Annotated in this window: 14 protein-coding genes and 1 riboswitch; of the genes, 5 read left to right on the top strand and 9 right to left on the bottom strand. The window is 30.3% G+C overall.

Going from position 1 to position 14,728, the window contains the following annotated elements; translation table 11 throughout:
• Positions 1 to 14: 14 nt before the first annotated feature.
• The 3 genes from nusA to GFV01_RS06615 all read right to left on the bottom strand — a co-directional run bounded on the left by nusA (position 15) and on the right by GFV01_RS06615 (position 3,054).
• The gene (gene nusA / locus GFV01_RS06625) at positions 15 to 1,250 is read right to left on the bottom strand and encodes a transcription termination factor NusA (RefSeq protein WP_105296345.1); all 1,236 of its coding nucleotides are present in this window, start codon (positions 1,248 to 1,250) and stop codon (positions 15 to 17) included.
• A 19-nt stretch (positions 1,251 to 1,269) separates the two neighbouring features.
• Positions 1,270 to 1,737 (bottom strand): ribosome assembly cofactor RimP, encoded by a 468-nt coding sequence (rimP, locus tag GFV01_RS06620; protein ID WP_160565757.1) that lies wholly within the window; start codon positions 1,735 to 1,737, stop codon positions 1,270 to 1,272.
• A 207-nt stretch (positions 1,738 to 1,944) separates the two neighbouring features.
• Positions 1,945 to 3,054 carry a PorV/PorQ family protein gene (locus GFV01_RS06615; RefSeq protein ID WP_185150333.1) on the bottom strand — a complete coding sequence of 370 codons (1,110 nt, stop codon included), beginning with the start codon at positions 3,052 to 3,054 and terminating at the stop codon, positions 1,945 to 1,947.
• Positions 3,055 to 3,209: 155 nt separating this feature from the next.
• Here GFV01_RS06615 and GFV01_RS06610 point away from each other — a divergent pair, with 155 nt between their 5' ends.
• From GFV01_RS06610 to GFV01_RS06600, 3 genes are read left to right on the top strand one after another with little or no spacing between them, the layout of a single operon-like run.
• Entirely contained in the window at positions 3,210 to 3,956 is a 747-nt protein-coding gene (locus GFV01_RS06610) for a phosphatidylcholine/phosphatidylserine synthase (protein ID WP_160542515.1), read from the top strand.
• Positions 3,937 to 4,701, top strand: coding sequence for a 3'-5' exonuclease (locus GFV01_RS06605; protein ID WP_160542516.1), 765 nt, complete (start codon positions 3,937 to 3,939; stop codon positions 4,699 to 4,701). Before GFV01_RS06610 ends, GFV01_RS06605 begins: the two co-directional genes overlap by 20 nt.
• The gene (locus GFV01_RS06600) at positions 4,698 to 5,306 is read left to right on the top strand and encodes a fumarylacetoacetate hydrolase family protein (RefSeq protein WP_160565753.1); all 609 of its coding nucleotides are present in this window, start codon (positions 4,698 to 4,700) and stop codon (positions 5,304 to 5,306) included. Before GFV01_RS06605 ends, GFV01_RS06600 begins: the two co-directional genes overlap by 4 nt.
• A 5-nt stretch (positions 5,307 to 5,311) precedes the next feature.
• Here the strand turns inward: GFV01_RS06600 and GFV01_RS06595 are convergent, their stop codons facing one another.
• From GFV01_RS06595 to tpx, 6 genes are all read right to left on the bottom strand, one after another.
• On the bottom strand, positions 5,312 to 6,007 hold the full coding sequence (locus tag GFV01_RS06595; RefSeq protein ID WP_160542518.1) for a DUF421 domain-containing protein: 696 nt from the start codon (positions 6,005 to 6,007) through the stop codon (positions 5,312 to 5,314).
• A gap of 411 nt (positions 6,008 to 6,418) precedes the next feature.
• Complete coding sequence (gene metE, locus GFV01_RS06590; protein WP_160565751.1) at positions 6,419 to 8,725, bottom strand: 5-methyltetrahydropteroyltriglutamate--homocysteine S-methyltransferase; 2,307 nt, start codon at positions 8,723 to 8,725, stop codon at positions 6,419 to 6,421.
• A gap of 191 nt (positions 8,726 to 8,916) precedes the next feature.
• A riboswitch (cobalamin riboswitch) is annotated at positions 8,917 to 9,104 on the bottom strand.
• Between the two features lie 122 nt (positions 9,105 to 9,226).
• Entirely contained in the window at positions 9,227 to 10,327 is a 1,101-nt protein-coding gene (locus GFV01_RS06585; protein WP_160565749.1) for an NADH:flavin oxidoreductase, read from the bottom strand.
• A gap of 20 nt (positions 10,328 to 10,347) precedes the next feature.
• Positions 10,348 to 11,079 carry an SIMPL domain-containing protein gene (locus GFV01_RS06580; RefSeq protein WP_160557603.1) on the bottom strand — a complete coding sequence of 244 codons (732 nt, stop codon included), beginning with the start codon at positions 11,077 to 11,079 and terminating at the stop codon, positions 10,348 to 10,350.
• An 83-nt stretch (positions 11,080 to 11,162) separates the two neighbouring features.
• Positions 11,163 to 12,230 carry a class II fructose-bisphosphate aldolase gene (gene fbaA / locus GFV01_RS06575; protein WP_105296353.1) on the bottom strand — a complete coding sequence of 356 codons (1,068 nt, stop codon included), beginning with the start codon at positions 12,228 to 12,230 and terminating at the stop codon, positions 11,163 to 11,165.
• A gap of 388 nt (positions 12,231 to 12,618) precedes the next feature.
• On the bottom strand, positions 12,619 to 13,116 hold the full coding sequence (tpx, locus tag GFV01_RS06570; RefSeq protein WP_160565747.1) for a thiol peroxidase: 498 nt from the start codon (positions 13,114 to 13,116) through the stop codon (positions 12,619 to 12,621).
• Positions 13,117 to 13,358: 242 nt separating this feature from the next.
• On the opposite strand from tpx, the gene GFV01_RS06565 reads away from it, so the two are divergent.
• Together GFV01_RS06565 and GFV01_RS06560 are read left to right on the top strand one after the other, a co-directional pair.
• Positions 13,359 to 13,886 carry an NUDIX domain-containing protein gene (locus GFV01_RS06565; RefSeq protein ID WP_105296355.1) on the top strand — a complete coding sequence of 176 codons (528 nt, stop codon included), beginning with the start codon at positions 13,359 to 13,361 and terminating at the stop codon, positions 13,884 to 13,886.
• Between the two features lie 468 nt (positions 13,887 to 14,354).
• Positions 14,355 to 14,678, top strand: coding sequence for an MGMT family protein (locus tag GFV01_RS06560; protein ID WP_160565745.1), 324 nt, complete (start codon positions 14,355 to 14,357; stop codon positions 14,676 to 14,678).
• The last annotated feature ends 50 nt before the right edge of the window (positions 14,679 to 14,728 follow it).

The following is a 14,728-nucleotide window of genomic DNA, read 5'->3' as shown; positions in this document are numbered from 1 at the left end:
GAAAGAAATTTACATTATTCTTCAAATTCTTCTTTTAAAATACGGATCACATCTATAATGGTTTCTTCTTCTAAATCCGTAAGTTCTAATAAATCATTTACATCTTTTTCTAATACAGATCGTGCTGTATCTAATCCTACTTTTTTCAATTCTTCAATAACCCAGCTTTCTATTTCATCGGAAAATTCTGTCAATTCAATATCTTCTTCTTCCGGCTCATCTCTTCGTACATCAATCTCATATCCTGTTAACCAACTAGCCAATTTAATATTTTGTCCACCTTTACCTATCGCTTTAGATACTTCTTCCGGTCTTAAGAAAACTACTGCATGTTTGTTTTCTTCGTCTAGTTCCATGGAAGATACTTTTGCGGGACTTAAAGCTCTTTGGATAAATAATTGCTGATTGTTGGTATAACTGATTACATCTATATTTTCATTTCTTAATTCTCTTACAATTGAATGGATTCTAGATCCTTTCATACCGACACATGCTCCTACTGGATCTATTCTGTCATCATAGGATTCTACTGCTACTTTGGCTTTTTCTCCCGGTATACGAACTGTTTTCTTAATGGTTATTAATCCATCATATATTTCAGGAATCTCAAATTCAAACAGTTTTTCCAAAAATTTAGGTGAAGTTCTTGAAAGGATAATTAATGGTTTTCCTCCTTTAAAGCCTACTTCTTCTACCACGGCTTTTACGGTTTCTCCTTTTCTGAAGAAATCGGATGGTATTTGATTTTCTTTGGGAAGTATCATGTCATTTTGATCTTCATCCATTAAGATAACCTGCTTATGACGAATATAATGGACTTCTCCGCTTACAATTTCTCCTTCTATTGATTTGAATTTTTCATATAAATTAGAGTTATCGTATTCGGCTATTTTTGTGTTCAATACTTGTTTGAATGCAAGAATATTTCTTCTTCCTAATTCGTTTAATTCAATCTTTTGGGTATATTCTTCTCCAACTTCAAAACTTGGATCAATTTTTCTAACTTCACTGATTTCTATTTCTAACAAATCATCTTCAGACATTTCATCTTCAACGATTTTTCTATTTAAATATATCTCCAAGTCCCCTTTATCAGGGTTAACAATAACATCAAAATGATCATCTGAACCATATCTCTTTCTTAAAACGGTTTTCATTGATTCTTCAACGATTGCCATTAAAGTAATTCTATCTATATTTTTCTCGTCTTTAAAATCTGCAAATGATTCTATTAACTCTATACTATCCATCGGTCCGTTCTAATTTAAATTAAAATTTTATATTAATTGTTGCTCTTTTTATATTGCTGTAAAATATTTCTTCTTTGACTTCTATAGTTACTTTTCCTTTACCTACTTCTTTAGCCCTTCTTTCCTTCCATGTAAGAACTACTTTTTCTTCGTCTGCATCAACTATAGTTCCATTTAGCTCTCTATTTTCTATAGTAATAATCTGTAGATCCCTTCCCTTATTTTTTACATACTGTCTTGGATATAATAAAGGATTGGTTATACCGTAAGAATAGACTGACAATTCAAAATCTTCTTCTTCTCTGTCTAAGTTATTTTCAATTGCTCTGCTGCAATCTAAACAATCTTGCACAGAAACTCCTTTGTCTCCGTCTATGGTAACTTCTATTTTATTAGTTTGAGAAACTTTACAAGATATTAAAAACAAATCTGCTCTAGTTTGAAGAAATTCTTCTAATAATACATTTACTTTCTCTTCCAATGCCATAATAACACCCTCTAATAAACAACTAAATCTTAACAATAATTTACTATAATATTTTTTCTAAGAATAAAGTACAAAAAAAAGCCCTTGTAGATAGGCTTTTAATAATCTTTTAAATCCCAAAAACTTTACAAATGTAATACTTATTTTCTAAATAATAAAATTATACTCTCTATGTATAAGATAATTACAGTTTTATATTTTATAAAATTATTTAATAAACTCTGCCATATCGATTTTTACTGAAAATATATTAGAATATAATGCAACTGAAGAATTTCCGATATTAGTAAGTGCATAATCTACTGTTACTCCTTTATACCGAAACCCTATACCTGCATTGGGCTGAATTGTTAATTTTCTTGAATCGTCAAAACGGGTTTCATATTGCATATTATTTAATCCCGCTCGTAAAAAAACCACATGATCATAATCTAATTCTATCCCTAAAGATGGGGACATACTCAGCGCTTCTGATGAAAGCCAATCATTATTTTTATCAAATTCAAAATTTAAATCTAACTCAGCCAACAGCCCGAATTTATCATTAAAATCGAATTTTTTGGCTGCGCCTAATTTTAATTTAGGCATGGTTAACTCTATTTTATCTTTAGGCGCTTCATTAAGTGTTTCTCCGTCTAATTCTAATTTATTTAATTTTTTTTCATTTACGGACCATGCATTAAAAGTGGTTGTTATATCTCTGGCCATAATTCCAAAATAAAATTGATCTTGGGTTCGATATTGCAATCCCGCGTCTAATCCAAAACCGAATGCATTGGCAAATTTACCGATATGCCTATATACTATTTTTGCATTTGCTCCTATTGAAAGATTAGGGTCATTGAATAAATTACCGGCATAGGAGGCCATAAAAGCATAATCTGCCGTTGAAAATCGACTTATTTTATTGTAATCTATATTCCCTTGATTATCGATCAATTGAGTAGTATTCATAATATCATCAACCGCAAATCGGTAGAGTGAAAAACCAATCGTTCCTTCCGTTCCACTGTTTAAAGGAATTGCTGCCGCAGCATATTCATATTTGGCGATGGATTGAAAATATTCTGCATGCATCAAAGCTCCTTGCCAAGCATCTCTGACTTCCGTCAACCCTGCCGGATTCCAATATCCTGCATTTACATCCGATACACTAGCTATCACTGAATTACCCATCCCAAATGCACGAGCATCTGCTCCTATATTTAGAAATTCATTTGAATACTTTCTAAATGCTTGCGCATGAAGATTTATATTAAAATGAACAGCCCAAATGATGAAGCTTAAAGTAATTTTTTTTAGAATTTTCCCTTTCAACAAATAGTATTTTTTTGTATAAACAAACTATCGTATAAACGTTGAAAACCGTTTTTTATTACTTGAGCTACCCCGGATTTTTAAAAATAATTATTACTTTTATAACTTAATTTGCTTTGTATTTAACAATACATTATTCATAAATACCTGAGAAAATGAAATATCTTCCTAATACACTAACTCTTGCTAATTTACTTTGTGGTAGCATTGCGTGTATTTTAACTATAATAAAAGCTCCCATTGAATATATTTTAATCCTGCTTTTATGTTCTTTGATTTTTGATTTTTTCGATGGTTTTGCCGCCCGTCTTGCAAAGGTTTCCGGTCCTTTTGGTAAGGAACTTGATAGTTTGGCAGATATTGTTACGTTTGGCGTATTGCCCGGTTTATTTATGTTTACCATGTTGGGAGGAGATGATTTTTATTCTCGTATAAGTACGTTTTCAAACGGATTTATACATAATAAATACATCGTTTTATTCCCATTTTTTGGATTGTTGATTACTTTGTTTTCTGCTCTGCGTCTTGCTAAATTTAATTTAGATGAGGAACAAAGTTATTATTTTAAAGGATTGCCTACTCCTGCAAATACTATCTTGATATTTTCATTATACTATTTACATCAAAATCATACGTATTTATTATTGGATAATTCTTGGTTTTTGTTATTCATTACTGCCTTATCAAGCTATTTACTGGTTGCCAATATTCCCTTATTGGCTTTTAAATTTAAAAACTTAACCTGGAAAGATAATTCTCTTGTATACTCTTTCCTTATAATTTGCATAGTATTATTAATTTTCCTTAAAATATCAGCTATACCAATACTTATATTAATTTACTTAATTTTATCAATTATATTTCGAAAAAAAATTATTTCAAATGGAACTAAAACTACATAAATCAATCTGCTTTTTCGATCTTGAAACTACCGGAATAAATATTAGCAAAGACCGGATAGTTGAAATTAGTATATTTAAAGTAAACCCTGACCAATCAAAAGAGAGTAAAACTTGGAGAGTTAATCCTGAAATTCCAATTCCAAAAGAATCGTCTTTAATTCATGGAATTTATGATAAAGATATTGTCGATGCTCCTACTTTTAAAGAAATTGCTCCTCAGGTTCTCGAAATGATTAAAGATTCTGATCTTTCAGGATATAATTCCAATCGATTCGATATTCCATTACTTGCGGAAGAACTTTTGCGAAACGGGTTTGAATTTGACATAAAAAAACACCGCCCGATTGATGTTCAAGTAATCTTTCATAAAATGGAACCCAGAAATCTTTCCGCAGCTTACAAATTTTATTGCGATAAGAATTTAGAAAATGCTCATTCTGCTTCTGCAGATACTTATGCTACGTATGAAATATTAAAAGCTCAACTGGAAAAATATGAGGATATTCAAAACGATGTGAAATTCCTTCATGAGTTTACCATGCAAAATAAAAATGCTGATTTGGCAGGATTTGTTGGAATAGATAAGGATGAAGACGAGGTTTTCAATTTTGGAAAATACAAAGGTAAAAAATTGAAAAATGTGTTTTTAAGTGATTTAGGATATTATTCCTGGTTAATGAATGCTGATTTTCCTTTATATTCGAAAAAAATTTTTACAAGAGCAAAATTAAAAAGTGTTTTATGAAATTTATCTGTGTAGGAAGAAATTATAGCAATCACGCGAAAGAATTAAACAATGAGATACCTAAAGATCCGGTTTTATTTATTAAACCGGATACCGCTTTAGCCAGACCCGGTGATGATTGGTATATTCCAGAATTCACTGAAAACCTTCAGCATGAAGTGGAGGTTCTTATAAAAATTTCTAAAGTTGGAAAATACATTCAACCGGAATTTGCCGGAAATTATTACTCTGAAATTGGACTTGGCATTGATTTTACTGCTAGAGATTTACAAGACCGATTAAAAGAAAAAGGGCTTCCCTGGGAAAAATCCAAGGCTTTCGATCGATCTGCTTTAATTGGAAATTTTGTAAGTAAAGAGAAGTTTAATTTAGATAACTTGAATTTTTCTTTAGCGAAAAATGGCAAAATTCAGCAAAAAGGAAATACTTCAGAAATGATTTTTTCATTTGATTACCTCATCTCATATATTTCTCAATATTTCACTTTAAAAATGGGCGATATTATTTTTACCGGAACGCCATCGGGAGTTTCAAAGCTTAGTGAAAATGATTTTCTGGAAGGTTTTATTGAAAATGAGAAGTTTTTTGAGATTAAAATCAGGTAATAATTTTAATCATTAACCTTCAATTTATAATCCTGACTTTTTGGTACAATAAAAAATTTATTCGGAGACCACTGTGCAATGAAAATTTTGGACACATCATCATATCCTTGTTTTCGTAATTCATTTTTTAGCCAATCTTCTGTTTTATCAATTCCTTCTAAATAGACATGGTTAATTTTGCCATCAATAACCAGTAAGACTGCGTATTTATCATAATCATCCGTAAATGCGGTAATGGAACCGTCTTGTTCCATTTGAGCAAAATATACTTTAGATATATCGTATATACCATTATTTTTGAGTACACTGGCATAAGTCATTATATCAATCTTTGCTTTTTTAAATCCTTCTATATTAAATTTTCCTTTTAATACTAAAGGTATAATAGGACCTTCTACTAACCCTCTTAAACGACTATATTTTTTTGTGAGAAAGGCTATTAAATATACAATGAATGTCCAAATAAATAACACTAAAGCAAATTCCATAATAGAAATATTCGGATTATATATAATTCCACCTACCAAGCCCCCTAAGACTATATTCTGAATTAGATCAATTCCGGAAACTTGGTTTAAAATGGTTCTTCCTACTAATTTAATGTAAATTAAAACGGCGATAAATGCTACTACTAATTTTATCGATATAAATATGTTATCATATATATTGAAGCTTCCGAAAACTGCATTTTTTAAATCCATGATATTCTATATTTGTAATTTAGTGTTATATACAAAAATATAAATTAATTTAATATATTAATGTATAATTATTAAAATGTTTCTTATTTTATTTTAAAGAAATATATACATATAAAATTATAATAAAATGAAAATAAGCTGAAAGCATAATGCTTTCAGCTTATTCTTAACACATAAAATGTATAATCAACTTTTGTTTCTTATCCTATTTTAGCTATTTAAAATTAAAATACTACTAAGACAATTATAATTTTGTTTTAATAAATCATTTTTAAGTTTTAATATATCGAACTCTAGAATTTTTTAAATTTTCATTGAATTCTAACCTTTGGTTTAAACGACTTTTAAGACGTTACAATTATATTTAAAAACATTTGTACGTATTATACCGACCGATACAAAAAAGATCGTTTAGTATTGTTTTCGCATTTCTGTTGCTGCTCCTACCATTTCAATTAATGCTTTTTCTGTTTCTTCCCATCCTCTTGTCTTAAGTCCGCAATCCGGGTTAATCCACAATTGCTCTACCGGTATACTTTTAATTGCTTTTTTCAATAAGGAAACCATTTCATTTTTGGACGGTATTCTTGGAGAGTGTATATCATAAACACCCGGACCAATATCGTTAGGGTATTTAAATTCTGAAAAAATGTTTAACAACTTCATATCTGATTTAGAGCATTCTATGGTAATTACATCTGCATCCATATCTGCTATGTTTTGTATGATATCATTAAATTCAGAGTAACACATATGAGTATGAATTTGTGTTTGATCTTTTACCCCACAGGATGCAATTCTAAATGCTTTTATAGCCCACTCTAAATAGGTTTGCCAATCTTTTTTTCGTAACGGCAGCCCTTCTCTTATGGCCGGTTCATCTATTTGAATAATTCGTATTCCTGCTTTTTCCAAGTCTACTACTTCTTCTCTAATGGCTAATGCAATTTGGAAACAGGTATCTTTTCTCGGTTGATCGTCTCGTACAAAACTCCATTGCAATATAGTTACCGGTCCGGTCAACATACCTTTTACATTTTTATTTGTTAAGGATTGTGCATAGGAAGACCATTTCACAGTCATAGGATTAGGCCTGAATATATCGCCATAAATGATGGGTGGTTTCACACAACGGCTTCCATAACTTTGTACCCATCCGTTTTTGGAAAATGCAACTCCTTCTAATTGTTCTCCAAAATATTCCACCATGTCGTTTCGCTCAAACTCCCCGTGAACCAATACATCTATACCTATTTTTTCTTGGAATCGTATTGTTTTTTCAATTTCCTTTTTAATCAGCTCTTCATATTCTAAAGGTGTTATCAATCCTTTTTTTAGTTTAGATCTCCAACTTCTGACTTCGGATGTTTGAGGAAATGAGCCGATCGTAGTTGTTGCAAATAAAGGCAACTGCAAGGCTTCAGATTGTTTTTTCTTTCGTTCTGAAAATATGGAATTTCTTTTATCTTCTACTTTTTCAATATTCCTTATTTTTTCTTTTACTTTTTCGTTATGTATTAAAGCTGATGTTTTTCTGCTGGTTGCAGCCGCTATATTTTCCTGTAATTTTTTTTGTAAATCCGGGGAATCTTCTTTAGACGCAAGCTTTTTTAAGGTTACTACTTCATCGATTTTCTGTTTTGCAAAAGCCAACCAATTTTTAATTTCCGATGAAAGGGCTTTAGTATCTGTTTCCAATTCCAAGTCAACCGGACTATGAAGAAGTGAACAAGAAGGAGCTATTAAAATTCGGTCTTTACCAATCTTGGAAACAGCTTTTTGAATAAGTTTCAAAGATTTTTCGAAATCATTTTTCCATATATTTCTTCCATCAACGATCCCTAAAGAAAGGATAAGTTTTTCCGGAATATTTTCTAAAACTTCATCTAATTGTTCCGGACAACGTGCCAAATCTATATGTAATGCTTGTACGGGTAGATTAAAAGCAAGTGCTAAATTGTCTTTCAATCCGTCAAAATAGGTAGTTAGTATTTTATTTATATAAGGAAATTGTTTATGAATTTCTTTATAGGCATATTGGAAGGATTCTTTCGCTTTTTCATCTAAATCCAAAGCTAAGAAAGGCTCATCAAACTGCACCCATTCAACCCCTTCTGCCTTTAATTTATTTAAGATTTCTATATAGACAGGAAGAATATTTTTTAGTAAATCCAGCTTATTGAAGTTTTCCTCTTTTTCTTTTCCCAACAACAAATAAGATACAGGGCCTATTATAACCGGCTTTGTATGGATTCCCGCATTTTTAGCTTCTAAATATTCATCAATAATTTTTGTTGAAAACAAGGAAAATTTCTGATTACTTTCAAATTCAGGGACAATATAATGATAATTGGTATCAAACCATTTGGTCATTTCCATGGCTTTTATATCAATGCCTTCTTTTTGATGTCCTCTGGCCATGGCAAAATATAAGTCTAATTCTGTATTTGATTTATCCAGTATTACCTTATTATATCTTTTAGGGATAGCTCCGACCATTAGTGACATATCAAGTACCTGATCGTAATAAGAAAAATCATTAGATGGGATCCAATCAATCCCTAATTTTTGTTGAGTTACCCAGTTTCGGTGCCGGATATCTTTACTTGTTATCATCAGTTCTTCGACTGACGCTTTACCTGCCCAATATTTTTCACAGGCTTTTTTAAGTTCTCTGTCACTACCAATACGCGGATAGCCAAGATTGTGTGTTTGCATTTTTATAACTTTTTAAACGATTATATTATAAAAAGCTCTTATTGCTAAACTTCACAATGCTCTCTTTCTTTGTTAAATAAAATCAAATTTCAAAACAATTTTGACTTACAAGTAAACTAATTATTCTAATGATCTTAAAGTTTCTTGTAGCCCAATTATATTTTTTGTGATCTTGCTTTTACTCGCGAAAGCATTGTCAATTAAGAACAGGCAGGTCTCCTGGCTTATAACATTTTATCTACCTTCTCACCGTTTAAATTGGCAATGGTTTTTATTGATAAAATTTTTTAGGTTACTTACAGTTGCGCGTCAGCTCATGATTCACACATGATTCCCTATTAAGTCGTTTTTACACAGCACCTTATTCTTGTTGATAAAGAAATTAAGTAAAGAACTTATATATACAAAGATAAAAAACCTTTGCTTTTATTTCTTTATTAAAATAAATAAAAATTAAAACTTGGTTTTTGTTTTTTATTTTACTACTATTTTATGTTTTTATTAGTATAATTCTTTAAGTTGATCCTTAGAAAATCCTTTAAACTCAGATAAGTTTCCATTTTTAATTTTTAATGCCCATTCAGGATCTGCAAGTAGCGCTCTTCCTACTGCTATTAAATCAAATTCGCCCGCATCTAATCTTCTATTTAATTCGTTAAGAAAATTATCAGAAGCCTCAAAACTTTGTCCTTTGAATGCCCCTAAGAAATCTCCGGTGAGCCCCACAGATCCAACACTTATGGAAGGTTTGCCCGTTATTTTTTTTGCCCATCCTGCAAAATTTAAATCGGAATTTTCAAATTCGGGCTCCCAAAATCTTCGTTGCGAGCAATGAAAAATATCAACTCCGGCATCTGATAACGGTAGTAACCATTCTTCCATTTCTTCCGGTGTCTTTGCCAATTTAGCGGAATAATCATGTAGTTTCCATTGTGATAAGCGTAAAATTATAGGAAAATCTTCTCCTACCGAATTTCGAACCGCTTTTACAACTTCAATGGCAAAACGACTCCTTTCGGCCAGGGTAGCTCCTCCCCATATATCATTTCTTTTATTAAGCTTATCCCAAAAAAATTGATCGATCAAATATCCGTGCGCTCCATGCAATTCCAGAGCATCAAAACCTATTTTTTTGGTTTGGTAAGCTGCTTCTGCAAAAGCCTCGATTGTATTTTCAATATCACTTTCGCTCATTTCTTTTCCGCCTTCTGTTTCCGGATTTAAAAGTCCGGATGGCCCCTCAAAAGGCTCTGATGGTTTCCAGTTTTTATGGGCCGGTATTATTCCCATATGCCAAAGTTGCGGAGCTATTTTACCACCTTTAGCATGAACTTCTTCAACCACCTTTTTCCAACCTTCTAAGGCTTGTTCTCCATAAAATACTGGTATATTGGGGTCATTGGAAGATGCCGCCCTGCGAACAACGGTTCCTTCTGTAATAATTAAGCCCACTTCGGCCTGTGCTCTTCTTTGATAATAATCAGCTATTTGTTTACCGGGTATTCCATCATAAGCAAATGATCGGGTCATAGGCGCCATGACTATCCTGTTTTTTAATGACAGTTTTTTTGATGTAAACGGTTGAAATAATTTATGTACCATTTTAATTTATATCGTAGTTATTATTTAATTTCATATTCTAAACGAATGGTAATGCTTGCTGTTTTTTTCTTGGATGATACATTAAATGCTCCTCCCCAAGAGTAATCATCTTCAGATGAATTTTGAGCAGTTATTTGAAAAACCCCTTGATTGGCATTTTTTAATTTGCCTAATTTACAACCGGCGTTAATTGCTATTTCTTCTGCTCTTTTTTTTGCATCTTTGGTTGCATCTGAAATCATCTGTATTTTTAAATCAGATAATTTAGTATAGTAATATAAAGGCGATCGGGAATAGAGCTCTACTCCGTTATTAATCAATTCTGTAATTTGACGGGAAAGATCTTCTACTTTTCTCACATTTTTAGATTCTATGGTTATGGTTTGATTTAATTCATACCCCGTAAATATATTTTGATTTATTCCTTCATTGTATCTACTATCATATTGTTTACTTATTTCTACTGAGGAAAAAACTATTTCTTTATCGGAAAATCCTTTGGAAATCAGATATTCTCTTACTTTTTTTCTATCTGCATCTAATTCGGCATAAGCTTGTTTTAAATCGAGATTTTTCTTAGAAAAATCGGCTTTCCATACTATTAAATCAGATTCAAAATCTTTTGTGCCTAATCCTTTTACTGTTATTGTATTGGATTGATTTCTTTTTTGGTAAGAATTACCTAAAAAATATGCAGCAAGAACGATTGAAATGGATGCTAGTAATGTTGATACTATTAGATAATTTTTCATACCTCTTTTTTTTCAAATATACAAAAAAAGCACCTCAAATAAAGGTGCTTTCATTTTTTATAAATAAAATTTATATTTTTTTACTATAATGTGTTGATATTATTTAAATCTTCAAAAGCTTTTTCCAATCTTTTTGAGAATCCTTCTTCACATTTTCTCATCCAAACTCTTGGATCATAAAATTTCTTATTTGGTGCTTCATCTCCGGTTGGATTTCCTACTTGAGTTCTTAAATAATCAATATTTTTTTCTACATAATCTCTTGCCCCTTCGGTATAAGCGAATTGTAAATCTGTATCAATATTCATTTTTACTACTCCGTAGCTTATAGCTTCTCTTATATCTAACAAGGAAGAACCTGATCCTCCATGAAATACAAAATTAATCGGTTTTGAAGGTCCGCCCACTTGTTTTTGAACGTATTCTTGTGAATTGTGAAGTATTTTAGGCTCTAATTTAACATTTCCCGGTTTATACACTCCATGTACATTACCAAATGCTGCTGCAATAGTAAAATTAGGACTTATTGCGCTTAATGCTTTATACGTTTTATAAACATCCTCAGGTTGTGTATATAATTTTGAGCTTTCTATATCTGAATTGTCAACTCCGTCTTCTTCTCCACCTGTTATCCCTATTTCAACTTCTAGAGTCATTCCTAATTTTGCCATTCTTTCAAAATATTTGGAAGAGATTGCTAAATTTTCATCTAAGGGCTCTTCTGAAAGATCTAGCATGTGTGAAGAGTATAGTGTTTTTCCTTCTTTTTTATGGAATTCTTCACATGCATCTAATAACCCGTCAACCCAAGGTAATAGTTTTTTTGCACAATGATCTGTATGTAAAATTACAGTTGCCCCATAGGCTTCTGCCAACGTATGGACATGTTTTGCTCCAGCTATAGCCCCTAAAACATCTGCTCTAAGGGAAGAGTTTTTATATCCTTTACCTGCATTAAATTGAGATCCTCCGTTTGAAAATTGTATAATTAAGGGAGCATTTACTCTAACAGCTGTTTCAAGAGCTGCATTTACATTGCTAGATCCTATAACGTTACATGCCGGTAAAGCAAACTGATTTTCTTTAGCATAATCGAATATTTCTTTTACTAGCGAACCGGTTGCTACTCCTGCTGGAAATTTTCTGCTCATGATATTATAATTTTTTTTGTTATACTTTTTTAAATTGTAAATGTAAAAACTATTTATATCTCAAAGAGTTATTTTATGTTGAAATTTCTCATGTTTTATTTTTTTTAACAAAAAGTTATAATTTTATTGAAATTATCGGGTTAATTTCTCATTATACATCTAACGTTTTATAAAAACTTTAATACTTTTTTAGAATTTACTATATTTCTTTTAAAATATAAATTTTGGTTACTATTTCAATAGTTAGTACCTTTTTTTACTTTACATTGAATTTAAATAATTAGTATTCTCAATTATCATACAAATCTTTCATTTGGAGAAATTAGAAAAAAATACAAATGCCTCATATTTGAAAAATATAAGGCATTTCTTTTTCTTGATAGATTTTTTATTTTAATATAGCTGTTACTTTTTCATAATTAGGCTCATGAGTAGTTTCAGCTACTTGTTCTTCATAAATAATTTCTCCTGACTCATTAAGAACAAGTACTGATCTGCTAAGTAATCCTTTTAACGGGCCATCTGCAAATTCTAAATTATATACCTTACCAAAATCTGAACGAAAGGCAGAAAGCGGAATAACATTATCTAAACCTTCTGCGGCACAAAAACGTTTTTGAGCAAAAGGAAGGTCTTTTGAAATACATAAAACCACAGTGTTTTTCATTTCAGATACTTTTTCATTAAATTCTCTGACAGACATAGCGCATGTGTCTGTATCCACACTTGGAAATATGTTTAAAACAACTTTTTTTCCTGTATAATCCGATAATTTTTTTTCTGATAAATCCGTATCCACTAATATAAAATCTGGAGCCTTACTTCCTATTGATGGTAGGTTTCCCAATGTATGAACTTCATTTCCTTTTAATGTTATTGTTGCCATTGTATTATTTTTATTTACGGTTAATTATTACTATGAAAGATTTACAAAGACTAATGTATGAAATAATATTAATTTTGAAGATTTGTAAAATATTATATTATATAATTCTTTTATTAATAATTTCTATTTAAATGTTACTATTTATTTTGAAAAGTATTTTCTATTATTTTCATATAAAATAATTTTTGATATCTATATTTTTAAAATACTTAATTAAATTTGGGTATTAAAACTTATGTGATATGCAACCCATTTTCAAATTCTGCCCAAATTGTAAAAGTGATCATTTAGAATATCCGCATGGATCTAAAATTGTATGTTTAGATTGTAATTTTGAATACTATCACAATACAGCCGGAGCAACCGCTGTGGTTATTCAGAAAAATGATGAAATATTATTTACTATTAGAAACAAAGAACCTAAAAAAGGCTTTTTAGATCTGGCAGGAGGATTTATTGAAGCCGAAGAAACCGCTGAACATGGAAGCTTTAGGGAATTACAAGAGGAATTAAATATATCGATTGATTTATCTAAATTAGAATATATATGTTCCCATCCTAATACTTATTTGTACAAAAACATCCTATACAATACCATTGATTTATTCTTTCTTTATAAAGATGAGAATTTATCTATCGGAGATTATGATCCGATTGAATTAAAAGGATATGTGTGGAAAAAATTATCCGATATAGATCTTAATGAAATTGCTTTCGACAGTCACAAGAAAACGCTAACCCTTTTGAAAAATAATTTAAAGGGATCTTAAGTATACTTGTTTTCTTGTAATTTATGAAAGTGTACAGGTATTTTGATTATTAATTTTATATTCAATTTTAAACCACTATAATTTAAAAAACAAGTCTAAAAAAGAAATGATTCTAATTAAATTAGAATCATTTCTTTATTTTTACTTTCAAATTTAATAAAAAACAATAATTAGTTATAGAAAGTAAAAATCTCAAATTCTCATTTTTTATGTTATGTTTGAAGCCTAAACTTCCTGTCCTGCTAATGTAATAAATTATATTTTATATATAAAATTTAAAGCAAATAATTTAATAATAATCAATAAATTTTATTCTTTACTTGCAAAATTACTAATAGAAGAATACAAAACGTATTATCTTTTTTTCTTACTTTTCAGTACTTAAAATGTTTTAAAAAAATTTAGTTACATCGCATTTTATTTGCTTACACTAGTTAATTATTGAAAATTATTTTTTTCATTTATTCCATGGAATCTACCAATTTTTATGAAAGGGTATATGAAATTGTACGAAAAATACCTTACGGTAAAGTAACCACTTACGGACATATTGCGGCTCATTTGGGAGTTAAAAGTTCCTCCCGAATGGTAGGTTATGCCATGAATTCTTCCCATTCAATATCAGACATTCCTGCTCACAGAGTTGTAAACCGAAACGGAATGTTAACCGGAAAATTCCATTTTCCCACCCCTACACTTATGAAAGAACTTTTAGAAAATGAAGGAATCCCAATTAAAAACGATAAGATCATTAATTTTAAAGATTATTTATGGATACCTGAAAATGATTGATATTATATTTTACAATGCAAAAATTTTATTTAAATTTGCAAATATTAGAA

The sequence above is a fragment of the Apibacter sp. B2912 genome, from assembly GCF_009827835.1.
In the GTDB taxonomy this organism is placed as follows: Bacteria; Bacteroidota; Bacteroidia; order Flavobacteriales; family Weeksellaceae; genus Apibacter.
Note: the sequence above shows the minus strand (reverse complement) of the source record. Positions and strands in the feature narration are given on the sequence as shown.